Source organism: uncultured Phascolarctobacterium sp., from assembly GCF_902463975.1.
GTDB lineage: Bacteria > Bacillota > Negativicutes > Acidaminococcales > Acidaminococcaceae > Phascolarctobacterium_A.
The window spans coordinates 20927-45618 of the sequence record NZ_CABQHJ010000004.1; the positions used below are offsets into that span (position 1 = coordinate 20927).

Below are 24692 nucleotides of genomic sequence, written 5' to 3' on the forward strand. Positions count from 1 at the left end.
CGGAGGGAGCAAATAATGAAAGATAAAATTAGCATGCCTTTAATAGAGGCGATGCTGCAATATAAAAGTGAGGACGTCTATCCTCTGCATACTCCCGGACATAAGGGAGGACGCGGCATGCAGCGCTTGCTGCGTCAGGAGCTGGGTGGCAGCGTGCAGATGGACGTGTCGCTGATGAGCGAGCTGGACGATATCCACGAGCCGGAAACCTATATTAAAGAAGCGCAAGAGCTGGCAGCGCAAACCTACGGCAGTGATGCCTGCTTTTGGGCAGTCAACGGCACGAGCCAGGCAATTCATGCCATGCTGCTGACGGCGCTGAATCCGGGAGAAAAGCTGCTGTTGCCGCGTAATGCGCACCGCAGTGTTGCCGGCGGACTTGTTTTGGGTGGTATAGAGGCAGTTTATCTACAGCCGGAGTATCAGCCGAAATTCGGTATTCAGATGCAGGTTACTGTGCAGCAGATAGAGGCGGCGCTGGCGCAGGACAGCAAGATTAAAGCGGTGTTGCTGACAAGCCCCAATTATTACGGTGTGGCGGCAGATGTGCGGGCGATTGCCGATTGCTGCCATGCGCATAATGCAGTGCTGCTGGTGGATGAGGCGCATGGACCGCATTTGGGCTTCAGTGAGCTGTTGCCGCCGTCCGCTCTGCAGTGCGGTGCTGATGCCTGTGCTCAGAGTACGCATAAAATTTTGGGCGCGATGACGCAGTGCAGTATGCTGCATGTGCAGGGAGCGTATCTTGATTTGCAGCGTGCGGCGGATGTGATGAGCCTTTTGACGACGACAAGTCCCAACTATCTGCTGATGGCATCACTGGATGCTGCCAGAGCGCAGGTGCAGGTCTACGGCAAGGAGATGGCAGCGGCGGCTGTACAGGCTGCTGCCAAGCTGCGCAGCCTGTGTGCCGCCTATAGCGGATTGCGTGTAATGGAAGCAGCGGATTGCGGCGGACTGCAGCTGGACAGCACCAAGGTGACAGTCAACTTTGCAGCCTGGGGCTATAGCGGCGTAGAGGTAGGGGAACTTTTCCGTGAGGCAAGAATTGCCGTGGAATTAGTAGATGCCTATAATGTACTCTTTTTGGTGACCTATGCCGATGTTACTACGGATTATGATGAGGCGTTGGCAAGGATTGCTGCCGTATTGGATAAAATGCAGGCGCAAAAGCGTGCGCCGCTGCAGCTGGCAGCGGCAGCGAGGGTGCCGCAGACGCAGGCAGTTTTGCCTTTGCGCGACGTGTTCTATCGTGCGAAAAAGGTGGTACCGTTGGCGCAGGCTGCAGGCAAAATCTGCGGCGAGCAGGTGAGCTTTTATCCGCCGGGAATACCGGTACTGCTGCCGGGTGAGCTGGTAACGGAAGAGATTATTGCCTACTGCATAGCGCAGAAGGAGCTGGGTTTACCGGTAAGCGGACCTGCGGACAGCAGCTTACAAACGATACGTATTATTGCGGATTGAGGTAAATAAAATGCGAGGATTTTTCATTACATTTGAAGGAATAGACGGAGCGGGGAAAACTACCCAGCAGCATTTGGCAGCGCAGGCCTTGCGCGAGCAGGGCTATGATGTACTGGAAAGCCGCGAGCCCGGTGGTACTCAGCTGGCTGAAAAGGTGCGCGCTTTGGTGTTGGACCCGGAGCTGCCGCTGACAACAGCAACGCAGACGTTGCTGTATCTGGCAGCACGCAGCGAGCATGTCGACAAGCTGCTGCGTCCGGCTGTGGAAGCAGGCAAGATTATTATCTGTGACCGCTTCAATGATTCAACACTGGTTTATCAGGGACTGGCGCAGGGCAAAACTCCGGAGGAGATTGCGCAGCTGCGCCGGTTGGGCTCTTTTGCTACCGGAGGCTTGGAGCCTGATTTGACGCTTGTTTTTGATGCCGACCCGGCAAAATTGCTGGCGCGTCGCCAGCAGCGTGGTGTGCAGGACCGTTATGAAAAGCAGGGGCTGGAATTTCAGCAGCGACTGCGTGCAGGCTTTCTGCAGCTGGCCGAGGCGGAGCCGCAACGCTTGCAGGTGATTGATGCCTTAGGCACGCAGCAGGAGGTTACTGCGAAGGTGCTGCAGGTCATCAGTAGAGTAATCAGCGGAGAGAAATAAAATGTGGGAGCATATTATCGGCCACAAAGAACAGAAAAATTTTCTGCAGAATTATCTGCAGGCCAAGGAGCGTCCGCATGCATTGCTGTTCAGCGGTGCAGCCGGCTTGGGTAAGCGCACGCTGGCTCTGGAATTTGCCAAGGCACTGCTTTGCTTTCAGCATAGCGGAACAGATGGCTGTGAGGCCTGCAGGCTGATGAACCTGCAGGACGGCAATCTGAGCCATCCTGATTTTGTGCTGGTGCAGCACGAATGGGATGATAAAAAGGACCGTTTAAGAGATACGATTATTATCGACCAGATCAGGGAGCTGACGGCTAAAACGGTGCTGGCACCGGTGATGTCACCGACGCGGGTGTGCATTGTTGAGGATGCAGATACCATGGTGCCTGCGGCCGCCAATGCTTTTTTGAAGCTGCTGGAGGAGCCGCCGGCCGGCTGGGTGATTATTTTGCTGGCAGCCAATGTCAACAGGCTGTTGCCGACTATTATGTCGCGCGTGGTGCAGCTGCGCTTTCAGGCAATCGAGCCGCAGCTGGTGGAGCAGGCGCTGCAGGCAAGGCAGATAGAGCCTGCCAAGGCTGCAGTGTTGGCACGTATCAGTGAAGGCTCAATCGGCTTGGCGCTGAATTTAGCTGCAGCCAAGGGGCAGTTGGATGTATTTGAATGCCGTAAGCAGGCGGCAGCCTTTTTGGAGGCTTTGCCCTTGGCGATGCCGATGAATTATCTGGCCGGCCGCAGCTGGCTGGATAAAAAGCTGCAGCGCGAGCAGGCACTGCTGCTTGTGCAGCTGTGGCAGCTGCTGTTGCGCGATTTAATGATGTGCAAATTGCAGCTTTATGATAGAATATATAATATAGATTTACTGGATGAGCTTAAAAGTCAGAGCAGCGGCTGGCAGCTGTCGGCGCTGAAGCAGGCTTTAGTGATTGTACAGGAAGCATATGACGCATTGGTAAGCAGTGTCGGCATGAAGACGGCATTGGAAACCATGGCGCTTAAAATAGATAAAATTTATAAGGAGTGATAATTTATGCCGACAGTAGTAGGCATTCGCTTTAAAAAAGCGTGCAAGATATATTATTTTGACCCGGCGGAAACAGGTGTAGCAAAGGGTGATTTTGCTATCGTAGAAACAGCGCGTGGTGTGGAATACGGCGAGGTCGTTATCGGACCGCGTGAGGTAGAAGACAAGCAGATTGTTTCCCCGCTCAAGCCGGTTATGCGTAAAGCAACAGCCGATGATGACATGAAGCTGGCAGAAAACAAAATCCGTGAAAAGGAAGCGTTCAATATCTGCTTGCGCAAAATCAAAAATCATGGCCTGCCCATGCGTCTGATTGACGTAGAGTTTACCTTTGATGTGAATAAGATTATTTTCTACTTCACTGCTGACGGACGCATTGACTTCCGTGAGCTGGTTAAGGATTTGGCAGCTGTTTTCCGTACCCGTATCGAGCTGCGCCAGATTGGTGTTCGCGATGAGGCCAAGATGCTGGGTGGTATCGGCAGCTGCGGCCGTCCGCTGTGCTGTGCAACCTTTTTGGGCGACTTTGAGCCTGTTTCTATCCGCATGGCCAAGGACCAGAGCCTGTCTTTGAACCCGACGAAGATTTCCGGCATCTGCGGTCGTCTGATGTGCTGCCTGAAGTATGAAAACCATATGTACTGCAAGCACGGCTGCAACGGCTGCGGTCGTCGCGAGCGTATTGAAATTCCCAAGATGGGCAGCAAGGTAGTGACTACTATGGGCGAAGGCAAGGTAGTAGGCATTAACCGAAAGGAGCGTACCGCTGCTGTACAGCTTTCTCCGGATAATACTATTCAGGTGGAGTGGGAAGAGCTTGTAGATGCTTCCCAGGCTGACAATGTCTGAGCAGGAAAACAGCCTGCGCTGTGATTATGTGCCGGGCTGCGGCTATAAAATCTGGCAGGATGCCAAAGAGTTCTGCTATACTACGGATGCTGTGTTTTTAGGCAACTTTCCGCATGTCGTGCGTAAGGCCAAGGTGTTGGAGCTGGGCTGTGGCACCGGTGCCATCAGCATGCTGCTGGAAAGCAGAGGTGCGGCGGAGGTTACTGCGCTTGACTGCAATCCGCAGGTAACAAAGCTGGTGCGCCAAAGCGTTGCGGATAATTCTCTGCAGGATAAGTTTACTGTTATAGACGGCGATTTGCGCAATTACAAGCAGCTGCTGCAGCCGGAGAGTATGGATTTGGTGGCTGCCAATCCGCCCTACCGCAATAGCGGCAACGTGCGCCAGGTAGGCACTGCTGCCTGCCACGAGGTTACCTCGACGCTGGAGGATTTTTTTCGGGCAGCGGCCTTTGCTGTGCGCTATCGCGGACGCTTTGCTCTGGTGCAGCTGCCGGAGCGCTTTGCCGAAAGCATGCAGCTGGCGCTGAAGTATGGCCTGCAGCCGAAGCGTTTGCAATGGGTGCATTCCAAAATTGATAAGCCTGCCTGGATTTTCCTGATGGAAATGCAGAAGGGTGGCAGCTATGGTCTGGATGTTCTGCCGCCGTTGATAATGTATAATCAGGATGGCAGCTATACAGAGCGGGTAAAAAAATTCTATGAGTCTGCTGTTAAATAATCTCAGTGGACGGGAAAATTTTAGACTATAACTAGTCTATATGCTAACAAATTATATATTTTAGATACGTGAAAATGCCGTAAATGTCACAAATTTGACGCTTCCTGCTGTTTTATGTTAAAATAATTACCGGATTAAGGAGGTTTTTATGATTAAGCATATATGCAGATTACATTTAAATTGTTTATTGTCTGCCGTTATTCTTATGCTGATGGTACCCTTCCTGACGGGTTTTGATATTTCACAGCAGGTGACGATTCTCTGTGACGGCCAGACTAAAGAAGTGCGTACTAATGCAGTAAAGCCGGGTAAGATTTTGCAGGAGGCCGGCGTTGTCCTGGAGAAGGGCGATGGCTGGAAGCTGCAGAATAGCAAAAGGGTACAGAACGGCAGTGTCATTGAGGTACTGCGCGGCAAGCCCTTTACTGTTATCCGTGGCAATGAAACGGTAGAATACAAAAGCTGCAAGCCGACTGTAGGCGAAGCGCTGAAGGATTTGGGCATCTCCTACAAAAAGGAGCGTGTTTATCCGGATGTGCATGAGCCGTTTAAGGAAGGCATGCAGGTTTATATTTTGAATGCCGATGAGGAGCTGCAATTCAGTGAAGCCAGTGTAGATATTCCGGTGAAGTATGAGGACGATTACAGTCTGAACTTCGGTACGGAAAAGATACATGTTGAAGGCAAGGCCGGTACAGCGAAGGTTGTTTCCAAAAAGGTGAAGAACGGTGACGGCAGTCATTCCTTGCAGGAGCTGACGCGTCATGTGCTGATTGAGCCGGAAACAAAGGTTATCCGCAAGGGTATGGCGATGAGCGTCTATACTCCTGAGGGCTATAAGCGCTATACGAAAAAAATCAGCGCGCATGCCTCTGCTTATGTAGCAACAGGCAGCCGTACTTCTATCGGTCTTGTTCCGTATGAAGGCATTGTGGCTGTTGACCCGCGCTTTATTCCGTATTATACAAAAATGTATATCCCCGGTTATGGTATCGCTATGGCCGGTGATACCGGTGGCGATATGGTTCACCACAGAGTAGATTTGTTCTTTAATGATTATCATCGTGCTATCCAGTGGGGCAGACGCGATGTAGATATTTATATTTTAGCTGATTAAGGTGGAATTTATCTGATGCTTAAGGAAGTGCTCGTAGTAGAAGGAAAAATGGATACGGTGGCAATCGGTAAGGCGCTGGAGGCCGATACTATCGAAACCGGCGGCTTTACGCTGGCACCATATACTCTGCGCCAGATAGAGGCGGCGTATAAAAAACGCGGGATAATTATCCTGACTGATCCTGACGGTGCGGGAGAACGCATTCGTCGCTTCCTGACGGAGCGCTTTCCAGAAGCAGGTCAGGCGTTTATTCCTAAGCGTCAGGCGACTGCCAATAATGACGTAGGCGTGGAGCAAGCACAGCCGGAGGCTATTTTGGAAGCTCTGGCTAAGGTGCGTCATCACGAATATCGTCCGCAGCAGGAATTTACCATGCGCGATTTGTTTCAAAATGACCTGAACGGCAGTGAGAGTGCTTCTGCACGCCGTGATGCGCTGGGTGCCGAGCTTGGTATAGGCTATGGCAATGCCAAACGCTTTTTGGAACGCCTGAATCATTATGGCGTGAGCCGTGAAGAATTTACGGCTGCTTTAGAAAAATTGGAGAGTGAAGAGTGAATAAACCCGTTATTGCTTCTCCCCAGGTAACGAATCATATTCTGCACCGCTTTAAGCTGCGTGCCGATAAGAAGCTGGGGCAGAATTTCCTGATTGATGAAAATATTGTGCGCCGTATTGTGGAGGCAGCAGAGCTGTCCCCTGCAGATAAGGTGCTGGAGGTAGGCCCGGGCATCGGTACGCTGACACAGGGACTGGCAGAAAGCGGTGCCGATGTTGTAGCAGTAGAGCTGGATAAACGCCTGCTGCCGGTATTGGATGTTACACTGGAGGGCTATGACAATGTTCGCATTGTCAATGGCGATATCCTGCAGGTAAATATTATGGAAACGGTGGCAGCACCGGAATTTAAGGTGTGCGCTAACCTGCCGTATTATATTACTACGCCGATTATTTTTGCCCTGCTGGAAAAGCGCCTGCCTATGGAACGCTTAGTTGCTATGGTGCAGAAGGAGGTTGCCGAACGCATGGCTGCCAAACCCGGCAGCAGAGATTATGGTGCACTTTCGGTAGCTATCCAGTATTACACTGAGCCGGAAATTGCCTTTATCGTACCGCCGACCTCGTTTATCCCCGCACCGGCTGTTGATTCGGCTGTTATTGTGTGCAAGCGCCGCTCCGAGCCGCCGGTAAAGGTGTGCGACGAAGCGCTGTTCTTCCGCGTGGTTAAGGCAGCATTCTCCCTCAGACGCAAGATGCTCAGCAATTCGCTGAAGAATATGGGCATCAACTCTGAGCAGTGTGCGCAGTGGCTGCAGCGTGCCGGCGTAGACGGCAAGCGCAGAGCGGAAACTCTTAGCCTGGAGGATTTTGCGGCATTAACTAATACCTTTAGTGTTGAAAAGTAAAAAATAAAAAAGAAGCTAGGTTACAAAACAGCAGAGAAAGTGTAATGATGTTTACAGTTTCTCTGCTGTTTTTGGCTGTTTCGGGACATAGTTATTCCTGCAATGCATTATTAATATTCTAATAAAGCATAACTGATATAAAACTAATTGCCTCATGCCCAAACGTTATAACTTGACCTCTTGAAAATTCTGACAGAATAGTTTATATTATAACTACAGGGAATAATAAATATTCCCTAAGGTTTGCGCGGCGCTTCACCTCACACGATGAAAGCGAGGTAAGTATTATGGAAAAGTTATTAGCAAAAATGTATGAGCAGTCAGAAACAAAAACAGCAAAGAAGCAGTATCGTGTGCTGAATGCACTCAAGGCTGCAGCCTTCCTGAATCTGGCAGTTTTCTACTTCCTGTATAATATCAATGTAGCTCAGGGTACTAATCCTGCTTGGGATTATGTATGGTGGCAGCGGCTGACGCTGTGGAGCATTGTGGTTCTGTGCGGTATGACCTTTAGCCAGGGCAGCAATTACCTTAAATGGGGATTGGGCCTTTTGGGTGTAGGCACTGCGATTTCGCTTTGCACCTATATCTTCACACCGCAGCATCCCATTTATTTCGGCATCTTTACCTTCCTTGGTCTGGCATATCTGGTAGTACAGCCCATTCATTGGTGGCTGCAGAAGTCTCCCGGTTCCTGCGGTTGGCTGTTATCTGCAATAGCCTATGATTTGACCAGGCATCTTACAGATGGCGTGATCATCTGGCAAGGTAAGATAATTGGACATCTGCCGTCCTTCCTGTACGGTGACTGGAACGTATGGCTGGGGCTGCCCGGTGCAGATTTTGTCTCGCTGGAGTATGTGCCTTTCCTGCCTAACATCTTCTTATTCTTGTGCGGCCTCTACCTGTTCCAGTTTATGTCCGAGCATGAAAAAGGACAAGCTTATCTGAAAAAGTTGAGCTAACTAAAAAAGCCTTTCTTTAAAAGTCAATCTGCATAGAAATTCTCGTAGTTATCAAGTTTGTCTGCATATGGTGTTATCCCTCTACTTATTTCTTCTTAACCTTTAACACCCCATGCTTTTAGCCAATGTCCCAACAAAGCTAATGTCCCCGGACTCATAATTAACGAGAGAGAAAGAGGAAAATCCTCCGCAGCTGGCGAGCTGTCGGAGGATTTTTCTTTATGGCTGATTTAATTTAAAGCTGTCTAAGGAATAAATTGCCTGCGGCAGATAGTTATCTGCCTGAGCTGCAGGCATTACGTAAAGCAGCTGGTAGGTCTTACCGTTTTGCGTAGCTTCCGCAGTCAAGAGCAGTTTGTTGCCGTGATAGTCGTTGTGGGCACTTAGGCGACAGTTCCAGATGAACGGGCTGCCGTGCTGCCATTGCCAGTATACCTTGGCGTTTTCGTAGACAGGCAATGCTTCTGTTGCTTTGAAGCTTGTGGTATCTGCAGCGTCAAGCACAGTTGCTGCCAGCATCAGAATGTTACTGGCGGTGCGTACTAGCATGGCACCCTCAGTATGTGGCAGGTCTGCTAGCGGATTTTTGCCGAAGACCTTAGGCACAGCAAGGCTATAGCCACCGGCTTCGCTGCTGACAATCGTGAAATCGTTTACTTGTGGTGTACGCATGAACTGCCTGGGCAGCGGCGGCTTGCCTACTAAATTAAGCTTAGGCTTAGGTTTGGGTTTATTAGCGGGCGCTACAGGCTTGTTTCCGACAACAGGTGTCTTAGCAGCATTTGGGGCACTGGCAGCTGTTTCTGCTGCGACAGTTTTTGCGTCTGCTGCTTTTACAGGCGTTTCCGTTACGACTGCTTCCGTAGTTTCGGTTGCGTTTGCTTCTGTCGCTGTTTTAGGCGCTTCAGTTACAACAGCTTGCTCTGCTGTTTTGGCGTCAGCAGTTGCTGCTTTTGTTTCCGTCGTGTTGGGCAGTGCTGCTGTTGGTTCTTTCGCTGCTGACGCAGCTTTAGGAGCAACGCCTGCGGCGCTTTCTGCAGCAGCGTCTTGTGTTGGAACGGCATCAGCCTTGTCTGTCGCTTCCGGTGCTGTTGCCGGTTTAGTTGGCGTGGTGGAAACTACAGGAAGCTTTTGCTGGTAATTTTGCCACAGCTCTTCGGCTGTGGCTGCGAAGCTGCTGCCTGAAAGGCAGAGCAACAGCGAGCAGATTAAGGCTGTGCGCCTCATAATTTGTCGCAGGCTTCGTTGATGGCTGCTTCGTCTACACGCATAGCGGCGATGGTTTTTTCCATCAGCTCGTCTAAAGGCCAGCCTAAAATATCGGCACCTTGCTTGATTACATCGCGGCTGCAGCCGGCAGCAAAGTGTTTATCCTTAAATTTTTTCTTCAGGGATTTCAGCTCCATGTCCTGTACGCTTTTGGAGGGGCGCATCAGGGCAGCGGCACCGATTAAGCCGGAAAGCTCATCGATAGCGAAAAGCACCTTTTCCATCTGATGCTCCGGCTCAATGTTAGCGGCAGTCAGGCCCCAGCCATGGCTGGCAGTGGAGCGGATAATGCTTTCGTCTACACCATGTTCGCGCATCAGCTCCTGGGATTTTACGCAGTGCTCTTCAGGATAGAGCTCAAAATCCAGGTCATGCAGCAGGCCTACAATGCCCCAGTATTCCTCCTGGTCTGCATAGCCAAGCTCCTTGGCAAAGTAACGCATAATACCTTCTACAGTAAGAGCGTGACGCAGGTGAAAGGATTCCTTGTTATATTGACGTAATAAGTTCCAGGCTTCTTCTCTGTTCATATTATCTTCCTCCTAATGCTTTTATAAATAATGCGGGTGCTTAGCTCGCTTTTAAATATTTTCAGCCTGCGGATGCTTGGCACGGTAATCGCTTATCATATCGTGCAGCGTAGTGTGGTCAACTACGCCGTCAATGGCCTGCTGAATTTTTTTATACAGACCAATCGTGATACAGGAATCAATTTGGTCACAGGGCGTTTTGCAGTCCAGGCATGATACAGGTGCCAGACTGCCCTCGACTGTGCGCAGAATTTCACCGACAGTGTATTCGTCAGGCGTGCGCGCCAGACGATAGCCTCCCTGAGCGCCGCGGGCGCTTTGGACAAAGCCTGCCTTACTTAATTGATGGATAATCTGCTCCAAATATTTATCGGAAATTTTTTGCCGATTGGCAACTGTTTTTAAGGGTATATAGCTACCGGTGTTGTTGATGGCTAAATCAAGCATCAAACGCAGGGCGTATCGTCCTTTGGTAGAAATTTTCATCGCGGTCACAACCTTTCTAATGACTATATTTTACTATGAATTTAGTAGGAATTCAATAATGATTATAATATCTGCTGCCTGCAGGCTAAAAGTAACGATTCTGGGCGCTGAATATGAAAATGCTAGTGCCAATTTATGCTTTTTGTGTTAAAATACCCTTATACAATTAATTTCGGAGGCAGGAAGATGGAAAAAAATAAATTAGATAAAAACTTTAAGCATTATCTGGGAATTTTTACTGAGGACAAGGAACTGGGCAAGATTTTGAACAAGGTATCCTTCCAGGAATTATTTAACCCCAAGTTTTTGCAGGAAAACAGCAAATTCACTTCTATGGATGATATGATCTGGCGCAGTGGCTTTGGCATCATGAACCTGATGGAAGTAGAAAATGTTAATCAGGATAAGTGGAATGAATATATTGCTAAAAATACTGAATGCGAAACCTGGCATGATTTTGGTAAGGTAGCAATGATTGACTGGATGAAAAACAAACTGGAAGAAGTAAAAAAATCCAAAAACTAAAATCTTTACTGCCGAAGCACGCAGCTTCGGCAATTTTTGTTTTATGATGGGAAGAGAATGGAAATAGTTTTACATGCACTAAATGGTGTGTTGACCATTATGCTGATGATTGCTGTTGGCTTTTATTTAGAGCGCAGGGGCTGGTTCAGTGAGGAAAGTGTGGCGCTCATTTCGCGGCTCGTAAATTATGTCTGCCTGCCTACATATATGTTGACCAATATTTTAGGACAGTTTAAGCATGACCAGCTTATCACGCTTTCACATGGCCTGATTGTACCGCTGATATCGATGCTGGCAGGCTATTTTATCAGCAGGCTGCTAGGACGATTGATAGGAGTTCCGCAAGAGCACAGAGGGATTTTTTCAATTTGTGTCAGCTTTTCCAACACTATTTTTATTGGACTACCATTAGGCATAGCCTTGTTCGGTGACGCCGGTGCGCCTTATATTATGATTTACTACATGGTGAATACAACGCTTTTCTGGACTATCGGCTTTCATGACCTGGCAAGCAGTAATGGCGTAACAATGCCGCTTTTCAGCCGTAAGACATTGAAAAGCATTATGTCGCCGCCACTGATGGGCTTTATGTTGGGCGTGGTGATGGTACTGCTGGAATGGAATCTGCCTGAGCCGGTATTCAAGTCCTTTCATTATCTGGGAAGCATGACTACGCCGCTGGCGATGCTGTTCATCGGTATTGCCATGAGCAAAACCCGTTGGGAAGAAATTGCCGTAGGCAAGGAGCTGGTAGTTGCTATGCTGGGACGCTATTTAATCTGTCCTTGGATAGTTTTCCTGATTCTGCCGTTTTTCCATCTGGAACCTATGATGGAAAAGGTATTTGTAATTATGGCGGCGATGCCGGCGATGACCAATACGGCGATTGTAGCCAAAGGCTACGGCGGCGATTATAAATATGCCGCTATGCTGACGGCGGTAAGTACTGTGCTGGCAGTGTTGGCAATACCTTTTTATATGTGGCTGGTACACTAAAAAGATTTGCTGTTATAAATATCGTGATTTGTGATAAAATAAGCATAGAGTTATGTAAAATCTTATTGTTACAAATGAGGAGGACTGAATTATGGAATATAACAAGCTGTCTAACGAAATAATTGTCAAGCTGCAGGCTTTGGTTGGCGCACAAAATGTTGTGACGGATGCAGGGCAGATGGAAATATATGCCCATGATGAAGTGACTGACCCGGCATATCATCATATGCCTGAGGCAGTGGTGTTTGCAGAAAATGCGCAGCAGGTAGCAGCTGTTGTAAAGCTGGCGAATGAATATCACTTTCCGGTTGTGCCGCGTGGCGCAGGCACAGGTCTTGCCTGCGGTGCAGTGCCGATTTATGGCGGTGTAGTGCTTTCACTCGAAAAGATGAATAAAATTATCGAGGTTAATGCCGATGCTATGTATGCGGTTGTAGAGCCGGGTGTGCGCACTTCCGATTTGCAGACTGCGGCTGCGGCCAAGGGTGCTTTTTATGCAGGCGACCCCTGCAGCGGTGATTCCTGCTTTATCGGCGGCAACGTGGCAACCAATGCTGGTGGCAACCGTGCGGTTAAATATGGCACTACACGTCATCAGGTATATGCTGTGGAGGTGGTTAATCCAACCGGCAAGATTGTGCAGCTGGGAGCACGCCTGCAAAAGCAGACTACAGGCTACTGCCTGGAGCAGCTGATTATTGGCAGCGAGGGTACCTTGGGTATCATCACGCAGATTACTGTGAAGCTGCTGCCGTTGCCTAAATATAGCATGGATCTGCTGGCAGTTTTTGAAGCACCTGAGGACGCCATTGGCACAGTTAACAAGCTGATTATGGCTGGCATTATGCCTACCTGCGTAGAATATATGGATAATATCACTATCAAATCCGTGGAGCGTTATCTTGGTACAACGCTGCAGGGCAGTGACAAGGGCAATTATCTTATCGTAGAAGTGGAAGGCACCAGCGAGGACGATCTTGATGAAAAGGCCTGCACGATGGATGAAATCTGCTCCGAAAATGGTGCTGGTGATGTGCTGGTAGCCGAACACGATAAAATCTGGCAGGCACGCAAGGCCTTTGCCGAAGCAGTGCGTGCTGAAAGCCTGATTGTCTGCAAGGAGGACGTTGTCTGTCCGGTAGACCACGAGCCTGCGCTGCTTGCAGAAATCCTGCGTCTGGCAGAAAAATATCAGCTGGTAACACGCATTGCCAGTCATGCCGGCGATGGCAACATTCATCTGAATATCCTGAAACAGGAGGCTGAGGATTATGCTGATTGGGATGCCAGAGTAAAGGCCAACCAGCAGGAGTTGTATCGCTTTATTTATGCACACGGCGGTCGCTTGAGCGGTGAGCATGGTATTGGCTATAAACGTAAACAGCTGATGCAGGAATTTACTAATCTCGATGAGCTGGAAATGATGCGTGCGATTAAAAAAGCCCTGGATCCCAATAATATCCTGAATCCGGGTAAAATTTTTGATATAGAGTAGCACAAGCTTAGGTAAAGAGGCATTGCCGAAAGGTAATGCCTTTTTTGCTGCAGTAATTTTTTAGATATAGCGCATAAACGACATTTGATTTAAGTAAAATGTTCGAAAAACATCAGAAAACAGCAAACAAAAATTCACAAAAGTGTTGACAAAGTTCGTACTTGATACTATAATATAAGCAAACAGAGATTTATTAGGTGGTGATAGATATGAAAAGGTTTTTAACTATTATCTGCTGTGCTTGCTTACTTTATGCTGGCTATAGTGCTGTGTTTGCTGACGAACCTGTTTACAAGGAATATACTGTGACTGTTGCTGATGGCGAAACGCTGTGGGATATTGCCGGACGTCATACAGAAGAACGAGAGGACGTGCGAGAGGTTATTTTCCGCATTGCGCAGGCTAATAAGCTAAAATCTAAGACTATTTATCCTGGCCAGGTGTTAAAGGTACCGCTGCGCGTGCATGACAGCGGTCTGATGATAGCAGAAAATAAATGATAGCAAAATAGTATGAGCAAAATATAAAGGCTGTTGTACTTGCAGGGTAGTACAACAGCCTTTGATACTTTATAATCTAGATTGTGAGGCTCTTGATAACCTTTAGGGATGCTCTTCGGTTATAGGGAAATATAAATTCCGGGCAGTAACAATCTCGTTACTTTAATTTCACAGAATACTTGCAAGGCTTTTAACGCCGCTTGTAGAATATAATAAGTATTCGAGGAGGTATGCGTTATGAAAAATAAAAAATGGATTGCAGCAGCACTTGTGTGCGGTTTTGTTTTAGGTAACAGTATGCCTGCAGCGCAGGCCGGTATTTTGGATAAGGTCCTCAAGGGCGGCGCGATTGGTTATGCCGTAGATGCTACCGCTCCGGCGCTGAATAATGCAATTAACTCTGTAACGGCTAAATACGGTGTAAGCTCTACAGATGCGACGAAGGTAGTGCCGATTATTTCTGTTGGTGATGGCAGTCGTGCCGGTGCGGCGCAGGTTTCAGGACCGCAGTCTAAAGTAGACCAGGTAAAGGCGGCGCTGATGATTGAGCAGACGCTTTTGGGCGTGCGTTGTAAGGTGCTGATTCCGGTGGATAATGTGTCTTATCAAAATGTTAACCGCGTGCAGGGCGTTGGCGTGAGCGCTTCGCTGGACGTAAAGCTTTAAAAGAAGGAAAATGACATAAAAAACCAGCATATCATATTTGATATGCTGGTTTTTTTATGGAGAGCTTATTCGTTTACTTTGTACCAGAAGGGACGCAGGAAGTGCAGATAGCATACCTCGTTAACTTCAGGACCGGGCTCACGGCGCCCGATTTGTACGCGGATTTCCTGATCACCGATTTTTACCAGATAGTCGATGATTTCGCCAAGGAAGGCCTTGCGGAGAACTATACCACGCACGCCGTTGGGATCGGTTTCGCTGGTAAAGCAGATCTCGGTCGGACGGCTGGCGAGGTTGAAGACAGTTTCGCCACGCATCCGGTCCGGGATAACAAGTGCGGACGGAAGTGCATGCTGTGAGCCTTTGATGAAGGCCTGGTTTCCTTGCCAGGTAACATCAGTGAAGCTGGATACACCGATGAAGCTGAAAACGAATTTGTTGGATGGGTTGTTGTAAACATTGAGCGGTGTATCAATCTGCTGCATAACACCTAATTTCATAACCAGGATACGATCGGAAAGTGCCATTGCCTCGGATTGGTCATGTGTTACGTAAATAATGGAGAAGCCATATTTGCGCTGCAGGTCTTTGATTTCAAAGCGCATTTCCTCACGCAGATGCGGGTCCAGACTGGAGAGAGGTTCGTCAAGCAGCATTACGTCAGGATTAATAGCCAGCGCACGTGCTAAAGCAACGCGCTGTTTGCCGCCGCCTGACAGGTTGGCCGGGCTGTCTTCTGCTGATTTCAGCAGGTTGGTAGCAATGAGGGCATCACGTGTGCGTTGGTCAATTTCACTCTTGGGCAGTTTGCGCAGACGCAGCGGAAAAGCAACGTTTTCGTAAACACTCATGTGCGGCCATACAGCAAAGGCTTGGAAAACCATGCCGAAATTACGGTTTTCCGGAGGTGTATAGTGATGCTTTTTAGGTGAGGAAAGCAGGCGGTCGCCTACCCATACTTCACCGTCAGACAAATCTTCGAAGCCTGCCACCATGCGCAGGGTGGTAGTTTTGCCGCAACCTGATGGTCCCAGCATGGAGAAGCATTCACCCTTGCCGATTTCCAAATTCAGGTTATTGACAGCGGTTACATCGCCAAATTGTTTGGTTACATTTACTAAACGGATATAGGACATAATTAACCCTCTACTTTCTTGGTAAAACGATTAATCAGCATTTGACCGACTACAATCAGGATCAGGGCGATACCTGCGAGGGCTGTAGACATAACCGTTTCGCCGTCCTCGTTTAAGGTATAGATAGCAACACCGATGGTTCTGGTGGTAGGAGCATACAGCATAATGGATACGGTTAATTCGCGCAGTGCCGGCAGGAAAATCAGGAAGAAAGCACTGATCATACCGGGCTTAACTAAAGGAATAACAATATCCTTTAATGATTGCCACATGGTTGCGCCGCAGGAGCGGGATGCTTCCATCAGGGAATCATGCACCTGTTCCAGGGCTGCAGAGTTAGCCTTCAGAGAGAAGGCCATGTAGCGGGCGATGTAGGCTACAAGAATAATCCATACTGTGTTGTAGAGGTTAACGCCAAATTGGCCGCTCCAGGCAAGGATTACGCCGAGGGCGATAACGGAGCCGGGTACGGAGAAGGGCAGCATGCCCAAGAATTCCAAAATACCTTTGCCGCGAACCTTCATCTTAACAATTACATAGGAAATCATAACACCGGCAAACATAGTGATAATTGCTGCTACCAGGCCTAAGCTGATACTGTTGAAGATAGCGTCTTTGGTAACTTCATATTCAAAGAGAATATATTTGTAGTTGTCCAAAGACAGGTTTTCCATCGTAAATGGCAGGCCGTAGGTCTTAACGCCGCCTACAAGGAAGATAACTGCCGTAGGCAGCAGAATCGTGAAGGCGATGTAAGCCAGACAGAAAAACAGCAGCGGGTAACGCAGGCCACGCAGTTTGAGCTCCATAGGACGGAAGCTTTTGCCTCCGATAATCTGGTAATGGCCGTTGCTGAGAATTTTTTGCTGTGCCCAGATAATGCAGGCTGCGGAAACAACGAGTACGGTTGCTAATACTGTACCGGTACGGATAGATTCAAAGCTGCCGCCGCTCTGGTGAATCTTTTCATAAATAAGTGTCGGAATGTTGTAAATACCCTGTTCAATACCCAAAACAGCTACAGTACCGAAGTGAGCCATGGAGTAAAGCATGATCAGCAGCGCGCCGCTCATGATAGATGGCATAACCAGCGGAATGGTGATTTTGCGGGTAATTGTAAACAGGCCAGCACCGGAAATACGGGCAGATTCTTCCAAGGTCGGGTCCATACGTTCCAGTGCACCGCAAACCTGGATAAATACGAACGGGAAAAGATACATGACCTCTACGGCACTGATGCCATGGTAGGTGTAGATATCGAAAACCGGGCCGGAAAAACCGAAGGTTTCGATACAGAATTTGTTGATATAACCGGAGTTAGGAGATAAAAGCATTTTCCATGCTAATGCACCGATGAATGATGGCAGCATAAAGGGGACGAGGAAAAGGCTTTTCATAAAGTTCTTATAGGGCAGGTCAGTACGTGTTACCAGCCAGGCAAAGAAGGTACCGACAATAGTACTGCCGATAGTGGTCATGCTGGCGATAATCAGTGAATTGATGAGAGCCTGGAAGGTTTCAGGCTCGGTGAGTACCTCATAAAAGTCGTGGCTGTTAAAGGAGCCGTCAACAAAGAATGCGTTAAACAGGATCAGAAGTACCGGCCAGGCAACGAAGATGACCAGTACGGCGATAGAGATAAAAAGAATCAGCTGAGCTACGCCAAAGCCGGAATCTTTTTTGATGGTGCCTGTGCTCATTATTCCTCTACCTCCTTCAATTGCTCTGCATCGAACCAGAGCAGGCTACGGAAGGTGATGTAGCATTCGTCGCCTTCCTTAAACATCAGATTGTTATTGATAGCTTCATGCGTCAAAAGCTCTGTACGCAGGCTTTCGCCGTCAATATCGATGGCATAGTCCATGGTTGCGCCCAGGAAGTTGGCACGATGGATAATGCCTTTCAGTCCGGGGCCTTCACGGTGGATTTCTACATCTGAAGGACGGAAGGCTGCTACCCAGGCAGCTGCGTTGCCCTTAGGTGCTTCCCAGGGAACCTCCTGATTGCCGTTGCCTACGACAAATTTACCGTTAGCTTCCTTGACTGCCAGGAAATTAGCAATGCCCATAAATTTAAAGATGAATAAATCAGCAGGCTTTTCGAAAATTTCGTAGGGAGTACCGATTTGGCGGATATGGCCCTGGGAATCCATAATAGCAATGCGGTCAGAAATAGCCAGTGCTACTTCCTGGTCATGGGTTACATACATAACAGTGATGCCGAATTTGCGCTGCAGTGCTTTGATTTCAAAGCGCATTTCTTCACGCAGGTTAGCATCCAGGTTACTCAGTGGTTCGTCAAGCAGCATTACAGACGGGTCAGATACCAAGGCTCTCGCCAAAGCTACGCGCTGTTGCTGTCCGCCGCTGAGCTCGGAAGGAAGGCGTTTTTCCAAACCCTTCATGCCGACTATTTCAACCATATCCATAACCAGTTTATCGATTTCGTCTTTAGGGCGCTTTTCCATTTTCAGCGGATAAGCAATATTTTCATAAACCGTCATATGCGGCCATACCGCGTAATCCTGGAACACGATACCAAGACCGCGTCTTTCCGGGGGAATATATTCACCACTGCTGCTGTCGGCAACAGTAGTATTATCAATACTGATTTTACCGGCATCCGGAACCTCGTGGCCTGCAATCAGGCGGATAAGGACAGTTTTGCCGCAGCCGGAAGGACCAAGCAGGGTAAAGCATTCACCTTTTTTGATATTCAGGTCCAGGTTTTGCAGTACCTGGTGCTTAGCGTACCCCTTGGCGACATTTTCAACTTTAATAATGTCTTCCATTCTAAATAAAACTCCTTTTTGTTGAAAAAAGGCGGTACAGGTCAAACCTGTGCCGCCATTGCTTTGACTTACTAAATTTGACTGAGCTTGTCTGAAGCTTATTTCTTAACCTGCATAATATCAGAGAACTTCTTAATGGTCTCTTCTTTGGTCTTTACAGCTTCTTTGTAATCAATCTTAATGGATTTTTCCAGAGCAGCCTTCGGAGCCGGCAGATTAAATTTAGCAGGGATTTCTACGTCCTCGCGTACAGGGATGGTGCCTTGCTGTGCAACCAGGGTTTGTGCTTCTTTGCTCAACAGATAATCAACAAACTTTTTAGCAGCATCCAGTTTAGGGGTGCCTTTGAAAATAGCTACCGGGCTGGGAACTACCAGGAGTTCAGGCGGATAGCACATTTGCAGATGAGCACCTTTGGCAATCTTAGCGTTGGTGATATAGTCAACTGCTAAGGAAGAAACAAGCTCGCCAGAAGCGGTATCGTCGATAACTTGACCGGAGCCTTTACCGATGCGGCCGCCGTTAGCTTTGATATCTTCGAAGAATTTCCAACCGAATTGTTTTTCCAGCAGTGCTACGCTCATGTAAGAGGTGCCGGAAAGAGCCGGGTTAGCAATACCGAAGCCGTTTTTGTATTCCGGTTTCAGCAGATCAGACCATTGGGTTGGAGCAGTTTTGATTTTATCGGTGTTGATGATGATGCCCAAAGTACCAAGACGTGCTGCATGGAAGGAGCCATCATAATCGGTGAACGGGTTAACAGTTTCTTTTAATACCGGGCTTTGGTATTTTTCCAAAATGCCCTCATCTTTCATTTTATAGAAATCAGGAACTTCACTGGTCCAGATAACGTCTGCCAAAATTTTGCCGCTTTGACGTTCAGCAGCGATTTTAGCCATCAGCTTGCCTGCGCCGGCAGACTGATAGTCGACATCAATGTCCGGATTTTGTTTTTTGAAGCCCTCAACGATGCCTTTAATCAGAGATTCCTTCATAGAGGTGTAGATGATAAGTTTTTTGTCATTAGCAGGAGCAGCTTTCTTCTCCCCGCCACCGCCGCCGCAACCAGCTGTAAGCATAGTTACGAGCATTACGAGCAACAGTGCCCATAAACTAGTTTTCTTTGCCATTGATAAAACCTCCTTGAATATACCGCAGCAATTGCTGACGGCTGTTATTACTGTCCCGGTTTTGCTTACTCATTGCCTACAAAAACGCGACAATACTTTACTTAAATTTAACATAAATTTTACTAAACTGCAAGATAATTCCCGAAAGTCACACAGTTTTTTTGAGATTAGCAAGCGTTGATGTTGTGTAGTCTGTTCCAGCGAAGTGCATTGTTATCTTAAGAATATCTCTAGGCATTTTTGCAGCAAAAAAAGACCGGCAGTCAAACTGCCGGTGCAGGAGCGTTTTAAACAATCGGAGTAACGTTGAGCGCCATGAGGCCATGCTTGCCGCGCGTCAGATGATAGGAAACACGCTGGCCCTCCTCCAGGCAGCGATAGCCGTTCAGGTGGATGGCAGAAAAATGCACGAAAATCTCCTGGCCATTGCCTGCTGTGATAAAACCATATCCTTTATTGTTATTAAACCATTTTACTGTACCAATACTAAGCATAAGCGAGCACCTTCTTCTATAAATATTATTCTAACAGCTGTTGTAAGAGATTATAGCACATAACATGACAGAATACAAGTAATATTCAGAAAATTAAAAATAAAAAATTAGAGTAAGAAAAATTCTTACTCTAAGATGCTCCATTTGTCAAAGATATGCAGATTATTGCTGTAAAGCTGTATCCAGCGGCCAACGAGAAGAGCAGCGGCAATTGTACCTAAGCCAACGCCACGCATGACCCCGAAGTGCATAAAGGAAATTGCCAGGCTGATAGCGACCAGCGTACAGTCGAAGCAGTTTTTGATGATGCTGAATTTAATCTTACTGATAAAGGAAATAACCAGGACAATGCCTTCACCGGCGGCAACGAAAATTTTGGCACGGATGCAGAGAAAAACACCGAAGGCAAGGATGATGGTACTCAGTATGCAGTCAAACCATTGCCAGAGCAACGTATCAGGTGCTACCCAGTCCAGCAGGCTCATTGAAAAATCTATGCAGTAGCCGAAGGCGAGCAGTGTTATAAGCTGGCCTAACAGCTCACGCCAGTAAATTTGCCGCAGCAGAATGGGCTGGGCGATGATAAAAAGCAAATTCAGGACGATGGTTATTTCACCTATGCTCCAGGGCATGAACATACTCATAACCCAAGGTACGCTGGAAATTGGCGATGTGCCTAAATTAGCCTTGCAGGAAAGTGCGATGCCGATGGTCATGGCAAAGATGCCGACAAGAAACATGCAGCAGCGCTGTGGAAAAAATTGCTTATGCAAGCTAAAACCCCTCTTTGAAAAAATAAAAGACGCTTATGTACAGCAATTAATGCCAGACAATAGCGTTATTAATATTATACCATTTTTATATGAAATGCGCAATGCTGAGCTTTGTAAGGCGTAAAGCCTTTGCTTTTCAGCGGTTGATGTAGTACAATAATATATTGAAGAAATATATCCATAAAGGAGGATACTCTGTGATTCGTAAAACATCTGCCATGGTTGAGGCCGGTATTTTAGCTGCCGTTGCCATCGTTATGGCTTTAATAAGTATGTATGTGCCTGTGCTGGGTGCTTTCGTTAATTTCGTCTGGCCGCTGCCTATAGTTATCTGCGGCTGCCGTCATGGCTTGAAATGGAGCATTATGACGCTGTTGGTTGCTACCGTGATTATCGCGATGATTATCAGTCCGATTAATGCCTTTTTCCTGGCGGCGATTTTCGGCCTTTTGGGCTTGATTTTAGGCGAGTGCATGCGACGTCATCTGCCACCGATGAAAATGATGCTTTATGGCAGTGTTGGCGCAATAATTGCGCTGGTCCTGAACATTGTGCTGAGCTTCTGGGTACTGGGTATTGACCCGATCGAGATGATGTTCACCTCCTTCCATCAAAGCCTGGAGCAGCTGACTGCTTATTACCGTGAGCATGGCATGAGCGAGGCCGATATCAAAAAGACTGTCGACGGTTATGCCGAAATGCTGCGTATGATGCGTATTATCATGCCAGGTGCTTTCTTTATGTGTGCACCTTTGATGGCCTTTGTAAACTACATGGCTGCCAAAAAGATTCTTACGAAGCTGGGTGAAAGCTTTGAAGCCTTTCCGCCGTTTACGATGCTGCAGGTTCCCGGCTGGATTTTGTGGCCCTATGCTGCGTCTTTGTTTGCGGTAACCTATTATTATCAGCATGATCAGGCAAGCTGGATGTATACGGTGTCTGTCAATGTGCAGACGGTCTGCAGCTTTGTGCTGGTTTTGCAGGGCATCGTGCTGCTGTACTGGTTTGTCGAAACTAAGCATAAGCCGCGTTGGTGGGCTAATATCGGTGTAGCGTTGCTCTTTATTGTACCTATCTTTACGCAGATTATGGTCTACGTAGGTGCCTTTGATATTGTTATGGATTTCAGGAAAATCCGTCCTGCAAGCAGATTCAGAAAACAAAATTAAAGTTCGGCCGCCTGTGCCGGATTTGAGGTGAAAATAATGTTCAGTAGGTTTAACCGGAATATGAATTCCAAAGCGGATACTAATATTTATTTGCTGATAATTGTGCTGCTGGCAGTATTGGTCTGCTATTTGCAGCCTAAGCTGATTATTCCGGCGCTGATTATTTTTGGTATTATCTACTATTTCAGTCGCCAAAACCTTATCAATAGGGAAATCTTTTTCAGCAGCTATCTGGATAATATTATCCGCAATATTGAACGTACCAACCATTTTGCGGTGCGCAAGCTTGATGTAGGTATTGCTGTTTTTTCTAAGGATGGCAAGCTACAATGGAAAAATGAATTATTTGCCTCCTGGACCGGAAAAAGCAATCTGGAGGGAAAAAAGCCGGAGGAGATTCTGCCATTGGCGCAGAATGCCTTTGAGCTGATGCGCGTGCGTGACGGTGAGCAGGTTATCCAATTGGAGGAACGCTATTACCGTATGCGCTATTACAGTGTAGAGACGCAGGAGCATCATAACAAAAAGGAAGATACCTCCAGCGGTCTGATGCTGTTTTTAACAGATGTTACAGATTATGAGCTGCTGCGCCAGAAATGCAGCAATGATAAGCTATGCCTGGCCTATGTGCGCTTTGACAACTATGAAGAGGTTATGCGTGGTTTGAGTGAAACCAATATGGCTAACTTAAATGGCGAAATCAATGAGTTGCTGACGAAGTGGGCTGCCTCCAAGCAGGGCTTTATCTGCCGCATGAATAAGGAAAGCAGCTTGATGGGCTTTTACCAATCTGCCGTCATGGATATGATGGAAGATAAGTTCATGATTCTTGATAAGGTGCGCGAAATCCGCAGCGGCAATAAAATACCGCCGACTGTAAGTATAGGCGTAGCCTGCGACGGCGTTACGCTGGAGGAGCTTATTGGCAACGCCAATAAAAGCTTGTATCTGGCATTGGGACGCGGCGGCGACCAGGCTGTTGTTATGAAGGATAAGAATACGCAGTTCTTTGGCGGCACGAGCAGTGTTGGTGCCAAAAGTACGCGTGTGCGTGCCCGTATTGTGGCGCAGACGATTCATGAGCAGATGCTGCAGGCTGACCGTATTTTTGTTATGGGACACGTGAACGAGGATTATGATGCTATCGGTGCTACTATTGGTATGGCCAAGCTGGGCCTGTCGCTGGGCAAGGAAACATTTATTGTCAGCAGCGAGCATAATGCCTATTATAAGCGTATTACCGAAGTGCTGGATAACGAGAACATCATTCTTTCGGCTAACGAGACCAAGTATATAGATATAATGTATAGTGGCGCAGATGCTTTACCGCTGATTACCAATAAGAGCCTTCTGGTTATCGTAGACCATCACCGTGAGGTGCTTTCTGCCAGCAAGGCAGTGCTGCAGGCGGCTAAAAACCGTATTATCATCGACCATCATCGTCGTGCTGAGGATATTATCGGTGATACAACGCTGTTGTATCTGGAGCCCTCCAGCTCGTCTACCAGTGAGCTGGTGACGGAGCTGATTGGTTATTTTGATGACAGACTGGATATTACCCCGGCGGAGGCAACTGCCTTGTATGCAGGCATTGTCCTGGATACGAAAAACTTTAATGTGCAGACAGGCGAGCGAACCTTTGAGGCTGCTGCTCTGCTGCGCCGCTGCGGTGCCAACCCGAATCTGATACGCCAGCTGTTTAAGGATGATCTGAGCTTTGTACAGCAAAAGGCCAAGCTGATAGCCAGTGCTAAAATGCCGATACCTGGCTTATCTATTGCAATTATGCGTAATGCAGATAATGATACTATGTCTTCCGTGCTTGCCGCGCAGACAGCGGATACTCTGATTACTATTGAGAGTGTAGCTGTAGGCATGGCAATTGTTGAATATAAAGATGGTTCCCTGAGCATAAGTGCCCGCAGTGACGGCAGCGTCAATGTGCAGGTAATTATGGAAGAGCTGGGCGGCGGCGGTCATCAGACGGTGGCCGGTGTGCAGCTGGCAAATAAACGTGCCAGGGATGTAGAAGCGCAGATTATTGCGCTGACTAAAAAACAGTTAGAGGAGTGTCGAACAGATGAAAGTAATTCTTTTACAAGATGTTAAAAGCTTAGGCAAAAAAGGTGAAATTGTAGAAACTGCTGAAGGCTATGGCCGTAACTACCTGCTGCCGCGTAAATTGGCTAAGGAAGCTACCGCAGCTAACCTCAACCAGGCTAAACAGGACCAGGCAACCGCTAAGCATCGTGCAGCTCAGGCTAAGGATGAGGCTGTTGTTCTAGGCGCACAGGTAGAAAAGGTTGTAGTAACCATGAAGGTACGCGTGGGTGAAAACGGTAAAATGTTTGGCTCCGTAACCTCCAAGGATGTTGCTGAGGCTTTGATTAAGCAAACCGGTCTGAACATTGACCGTCGTAAAATCGAGCTGAAATCCGCAGTTAAAGGCCTGGGCGAATACACCGCTGTTGCTAAGCTGCATACCGATGTAACTGCTACCTTCAAGGTTATGGTAGTTGCCGAATAATTTCAGAGCT

General features: G+C 47.8%; 26 protein-coding genes. 17 read left to right on the top strand and 9 right to left on the bottom strand.

Going from position 1 to position 24692, the window contains the following annotated elements; genetic code table 11:
• Window positions 1-15: 15 nt before the first annotated feature.
• From RDW05_RS01995 to RDW05_RS02035, 9 genes are all read left to right on the top strand, one after another.
• The gene (locus tag RDW05_RS01995) at window positions 16-1464 is read left to right on the top strand and encodes an aminotransferase class I/II-fold pyridoxal phosphate-dependent enzyme (RefSeq protein ID WP_307977657.1); all 1449 of its coding nucleotides are present in this window, start codon (window positions 16-18) and stop codon (window positions 1462-1464) included.
• 10 nt (window positions 1465-1474) lie between these two features.
• On the top strand, window positions 1475-2110 hold the full coding sequence (gene tmk, locus RDW05_RS02000) for a dTMP kinase (protein WP_307977658.1): 636 nt from the start codon (window positions 1475-1477) through the stop codon (window positions 2108-2110).
• Between the two features lies 1 nt (window position 2111).
• A complete protein-coding gene (locus RDW05_RS02005) occupies window positions 2112-3137 on the top strand; it encodes a DNA polymerase III subunit delta' (RefSeq protein WP_307977659.1) in 1026 nt (341 codons plus the stop codon).
• 6 nt (window positions 3138-3143) lie between these two features.
• Window positions 3144-3986 (top strand): stage 0 sporulation family protein, encoded by an 843-nt coding sequence (locus RDW05_RS02010; RefSeq protein ID WP_021720771.1) that lies wholly within the window; start codon window positions 3144-3146, stop codon window positions 3984-3986.
• Complete coding sequence (locus tag RDW05_RS02015; protein WP_307977660.1) at window positions 3979-4707, top strand: methyltransferase; 729 nt, start codon at window positions 3979-3981, stop codon at window positions 4705-4707. The genes RDW05_RS02010 and RDW05_RS02015 overlap by 8 nt, the downstream gene beginning before the upstream one ends.
• A 148-nt stretch (window positions 4708-4855) precedes the next feature.
• Window positions 4856-5824 (top strand): 3D domain-containing protein, encoded by a 969-nt coding sequence (locus RDW05_RS02020; protein WP_307977661.1) that lies wholly within the window; start codon window positions 4856-4858, stop codon window positions 5822-5824.
• Window positions 5825-5839: 15 nt separating this feature from the next.
• A complete protein-coding gene (gene rnmV / locus RDW05_RS02025) occupies window positions 5840-6382 on the top strand; it encodes a ribonuclease M5 (RefSeq protein ID WP_293387887.1) in 543 nt (180 codons plus the stop codon).
• Window positions 6379-7230, top strand: a complete 852-nt coding sequence (rsmA, locus tag RDW05_RS02030; protein WP_021720775.1) for a 16S rRNA (adenine(1518)-N(6)/adenine(1519)-N(6))-dimethyltransferase RsmA — start codon at window positions 6379-6381, stop codon at window positions 7228-7230. Before rnmV ends, rsmA begins: the two co-directional genes overlap by 4 nt.
• A gap of 287 nt (window positions 7231-7517) precedes the next feature.
• Window positions 7518-8195, top strand: coding sequence for a heparan-alpha-glucosaminide N-acetyltransferase domain-containing protein (locus tag RDW05_RS02035; protein WP_293724795.1), 678 nt, complete (start codon window positions 7518-7520; stop codon window positions 8193-8195).
• Window positions 8196-8414: 219 nt separating this feature from the next.
• Here RDW05_RS02035 and RDW05_RS02040 read toward each other — a convergent pair whose 3' ends face one another.
• Genes RDW05_RS02040 through RDW05_RS02050 form a run of 3 tightly spaced genes read right to left on the bottom strand, consistent with a single transcriptional unit; the run spans window position 8415 to window position 10480 of the window.
• Window positions 8415-9422 (bottom strand): hypothetical protein, encoded by a 1008-nt coding sequence (locus RDW05_RS02040; protein ID WP_307977662.1) that lies wholly within the window; start codon window positions 9420-9422, stop codon window positions 8415-8417.
• Window positions 9419-9994 (bottom strand): hydrolase, encoded by a 576-nt coding sequence (locus tag RDW05_RS02045; RefSeq protein ID WP_293829009.1) that lies wholly within the window; start codon window positions 9992-9994, stop codon window positions 9419-9421. Before RDW05_RS02045 ends, RDW05_RS02040 begins: the two co-directional genes overlap by 4 nt.
• A 51-nt stretch (window positions 9995-10045) precedes the next feature.
• The gene (locus tag RDW05_RS02050; protein WP_307977663.1) at window positions 10046-10480 is read right to left on the bottom strand and encodes an Rrf2 family transcriptional regulator; all 435 of its coding nucleotides are present in this window, start codon (window positions 10478-10480) and stop codon (window positions 10046-10048) included.
• 186 nt (window positions 10481-10666) lie between these two features.
• On the opposite strand from RDW05_RS02050, the gene RDW05_RS02055 reads away from it, so the two are divergent.
• The 5 genes from RDW05_RS02055 (at window position 10667) to RDW05_RS02075 (ending at window position 14662) form a co-directional block, all read left to right on the top strand.
• Window positions 10667-11005, top strand: coding sequence for a hypothetical protein (locus tag RDW05_RS02055; protein ID WP_307977664.1), 339 nt, complete (start codon window positions 10667-10669; stop codon window positions 11003-11005).
• 57 nt (window positions 11006-11062) lie between these two features.
• The gene (locus RDW05_RS02060; RefSeq protein ID WP_307977665.1) at window positions 11063-12001 is read left to right on the top strand and encodes an AEC family transporter; all 939 of its coding nucleotides are present in this window, start codon (window positions 11063-11065) and stop codon (window positions 11999-12001) included.
• A 91-nt stretch (window positions 12002-12092) separates the two neighbouring features.
• On the top strand, window positions 12093-13496 hold the full coding sequence (locus RDW05_RS02065) for an FAD-binding oxidoreductase (protein ID WP_307977666.1): 1404 nt from the start codon (window positions 12093-12095) through the stop codon (window positions 13494-13496).
• Between the two features lie 209 nt (window positions 13497-13705).
• Complete coding sequence (locus RDW05_RS02070) at window positions 13706-13996, top strand: LysM peptidoglycan-binding domain-containing protein (RefSeq protein WP_307977667.1); 291 nt, start codon at window positions 13706-13708, stop codon at window positions 13994-13996.
• A gap of 237 nt (window positions 13997-14233) precedes the next feature.
• Entirely contained in the window at window positions 14234-14662 is a 429-nt protein-coding gene (locus RDW05_RS02075; protein ID WP_304272218.1) for a hypothetical protein, read from the top strand.
• Window positions 14663-14727: 65 nt separating this feature from the next.
• Here RDW05_RS02075 and RDW05_RS02080 read toward each other — a convergent pair whose 3' ends face one another.
• From RDW05_RS02080 to RDW05_RS02105, 6 genes are all read right to left on the bottom strand, one after another.
• A complete protein-coding gene (locus RDW05_RS02080; protein ID WP_307977668.1) occupies window positions 14728-15798 on the bottom strand; it encodes an ABC transporter ATP-binding protein in 1071 nt (356 codons plus the stop codon).
• Between the two features lie 2 nt (window positions 15799-15800).
• On the bottom strand, window positions 15801-17498 hold the full coding sequence (locus RDW05_RS02085; RefSeq protein ID WP_307977669.1) for an iron ABC transporter permease: 1698 nt from the start codon (window positions 17496-17498) through the stop codon (window positions 15801-15803).
• Window positions 17498-18589: an ABC transporter ATP-binding protein gene (locus tag RDW05_RS02090; protein WP_307977670.1), complete on the bottom strand. Its 1092-nt coding sequence runs from the start codon at window positions 18587-18589 to the stop codon at window positions 17498-17500. The genes RDW05_RS02085 and RDW05_RS02090 overlap by 1 nt, the downstream gene beginning before the upstream one ends.
• A gap of 98 nt (window positions 18590-18687) precedes the next feature.
• Window positions 18688-19719, bottom strand: coding sequence for an ABC transporter substrate-binding protein (locus tag RDW05_RS02095; RefSeq protein WP_304237770.1), 1032 nt, complete (start codon window positions 19717-19719; stop codon window positions 18688-18690).
• Between the two features lie 287 nt (window positions 19720-20006).
• A complete protein-coding gene (locus RDW05_RS02100; RefSeq protein WP_021719170.1) occupies window positions 20007-20213 on the bottom strand; it encodes a cold-shock protein in 207 nt (68 codons plus the stop codon).
• A 125-nt stretch (window positions 20214-20338) separates the two neighbouring features.
• Entirely contained in the window at window positions 20339-20986 is a 648-nt protein-coding gene (locus RDW05_RS02105) for a YitT family protein (RefSeq protein WP_293725375.1), read from the bottom strand.
• A gap of 197 nt (window positions 20987-21183) precedes the next feature.
• Here RDW05_RS02105 and RDW05_RS02110 point away from each other — a divergent pair, with 197 nt between their 5' ends.
• From RDW05_RS02110 to rplI, 3 genes are read left to right on the top strand one after another with little or no spacing between them, the layout of a single operon-like run.
• Window positions 21184-22155: a YybS family protein gene (locus RDW05_RS02110; protein ID WP_304258884.1), complete on the top strand. Its 972-nt coding sequence runs from the start codon at window positions 21184-21186 to the stop codon at window positions 22153-22155.
• Window positions 22156-22215: 60 nt separating this feature from the next.
• Complete coding sequence (locus RDW05_RS02115) at window positions 22216-24264, top strand: DHH family phosphoesterase (protein WP_307977671.1); 2049 nt, start codon at window positions 22216-22218, stop codon at window positions 24262-24264.
• The gene (gene rplI / locus RDW05_RS02120; protein WP_021719166.1) at window positions 24236-24682 is read left to right on the top strand and encodes a 50S ribosomal protein L9; all 447 of its coding nucleotides are present in this window, start codon (window positions 24236-24238) and stop codon (window positions 24680-24682) included. Before RDW05_RS02115 ends, rplI begins: the two co-directional genes overlap by 29 nt.
• Window positions 24683-24692: the final 10 nt, after the last annotated feature.

Bases quoted from the DNA above. Each gene is read 5' to 3' on its own strand.
- RDW05_RS01995 (WP_307977657.1), top strand. From the start codon at position 16: ATGAAAGATAAAATTAGCATGCCTTTAATAGAGGCGATGCTGCAATAT.
- tmk (WP_307977658.1), top strand. From the start codon at position 1,475: ATGCGAGGATTTTTCATTACATTTGAAGGAATAGACGGAGCGGGGAAA.
- RDW05_RS02005 (WP_307977659.1), top strand. From the start codon at position 2,112: ATGTGGGAGCATATTATCGGCCACAAAGAACAGAAAAATTTTCTGCAG.
- RDW05_RS02010 (WP_021720771.1), top strand. From the start codon at position 3,144: ATGCCGACAGTAGTAGGCATTCGCTTTAAAAAAGCGTGCAAGATATAT.
- RDW05_RS02015 (WP_307977660.1), top strand. From the start codon at position 3,979: ATGTCTGAGCAGGAAAACAGCCTGCGCTGTGATTATGTGCCGGGCTGC.
- RDW05_RS02020 (WP_307977661.1), top strand. From the start codon at position 4,856: ATGATTAAGCATATATGCAGATTACATTTAAATTGTTTATTGTCTGCC.
- rnmV (WP_293387887.1), top strand. From the start codon at position 5,840: ATGCTTAAGGAAGTGCTCGTAGTAGAAGGAAAAATGGATACGGTGGCA.
- RDW05_RS02035 (WP_293724795.1), top strand. From the start codon at position 7,518: ATGGAAAAGTTATTAGCAAAAATGTATGAGCAGTCAGAAACAAAAACA.
- RDW05_RS02040 (WP_307977662.1), bottom strand. From the start codon at position 9,422: ATGAGGCGCACAGCCTTAATCTGCTCGCTGTTGCTCTGCCTTTCAGGC.
- RDW05_RS02045 (WP_293829009.1), bottom strand. From the start codon at position 9,994: ATGAACAGAGAAGAAGCCTGGAACTTATTACGTCAATATAACAAGGAA.
- RDW05_RS02050 (WP_307977663.1), bottom strand. From the start codon at position 10,480: ATGAAAATTTCTACCAAAGGACGATACGCCCTGCGTTTGATGCTTGAT.
- RDW05_RS02055 (WP_307977664.1), top strand. From the start codon at position 10,667: ATGGAAAAAAATAAATTAGATAAAAACTTTAAGCATTATCTGGGAATT.
- RDW05_RS02060 (WP_307977665.1), top strand. From the start codon at position 11,063: ATGGAAATAGTTTTACATGCACTAAATGGTGTGTTGACCATTATGCTG.
- RDW05_RS02065 (WP_307977666.1), top strand. From the start codon at position 12,093: ATGGAATATAACAAGCTGTCTAACGAAATAATTGTCAAGCTGCAGGCT.
- RDW05_RS02070 (WP_307977667.1), top strand. From the start codon at position 13,706: ATGAAAAGGTTTTTAACTATTATCTGCTGTGCTTGCTTACTTTATGCT.
- RDW05_RS02075 (WP_304272218.1), top strand. From the start codon at position 14,234: ATGAAAAATAAAAAATGGATTGCAGCAGCACTTGTGTGCGGTTTTGTT.
- RDW05_RS02080 (WP_307977668.1), bottom strand. From the start codon at position 15,798: ATGTCCTATATCCGTTTAGTAAATGTAACCAAACAATTTGGCGATGTA.
- RDW05_RS02085 (WP_307977669.1), bottom strand. From the start codon at position 17,498: ATGAGCACAGGCACCATCAAAAAAGATTCCGGCTTTGGCGTAGCTCAG.
- RDW05_RS02090 (WP_307977670.1), bottom strand. From the start codon at position 18,589: ATGGAAGACATTATTAAAGTTGAAAATGTCGCCAAGGGGTACGCTAAG.
- RDW05_RS02095 (WP_304237770.1), bottom strand. From the start codon at position 19,719: ATGGCAAAGAAAACTAGTTTATGGGCACTGTTGCTCGTAATGCTCGTA.
- RDW05_RS02100 (WP_021719170.1), bottom strand. From the start codon at position 20,213: ATGCTTAGTATTGGTACAGTAAAATGGTTTAATAACAATAAAGGATAT.
- RDW05_RS02115 (WP_307977671.1), top strand. From the start codon at position 22,216: ATGAATTCCAAAGCGGATACTAATATTTATTTGCTGATAATTGTGCTG.
- rplI (WP_021719166.1), top strand. From the start codon at position 24,236: ATGAAAGTAATTCTTTTACAAGATGTTAAAAGCTTAGGCAAAAAAGGT.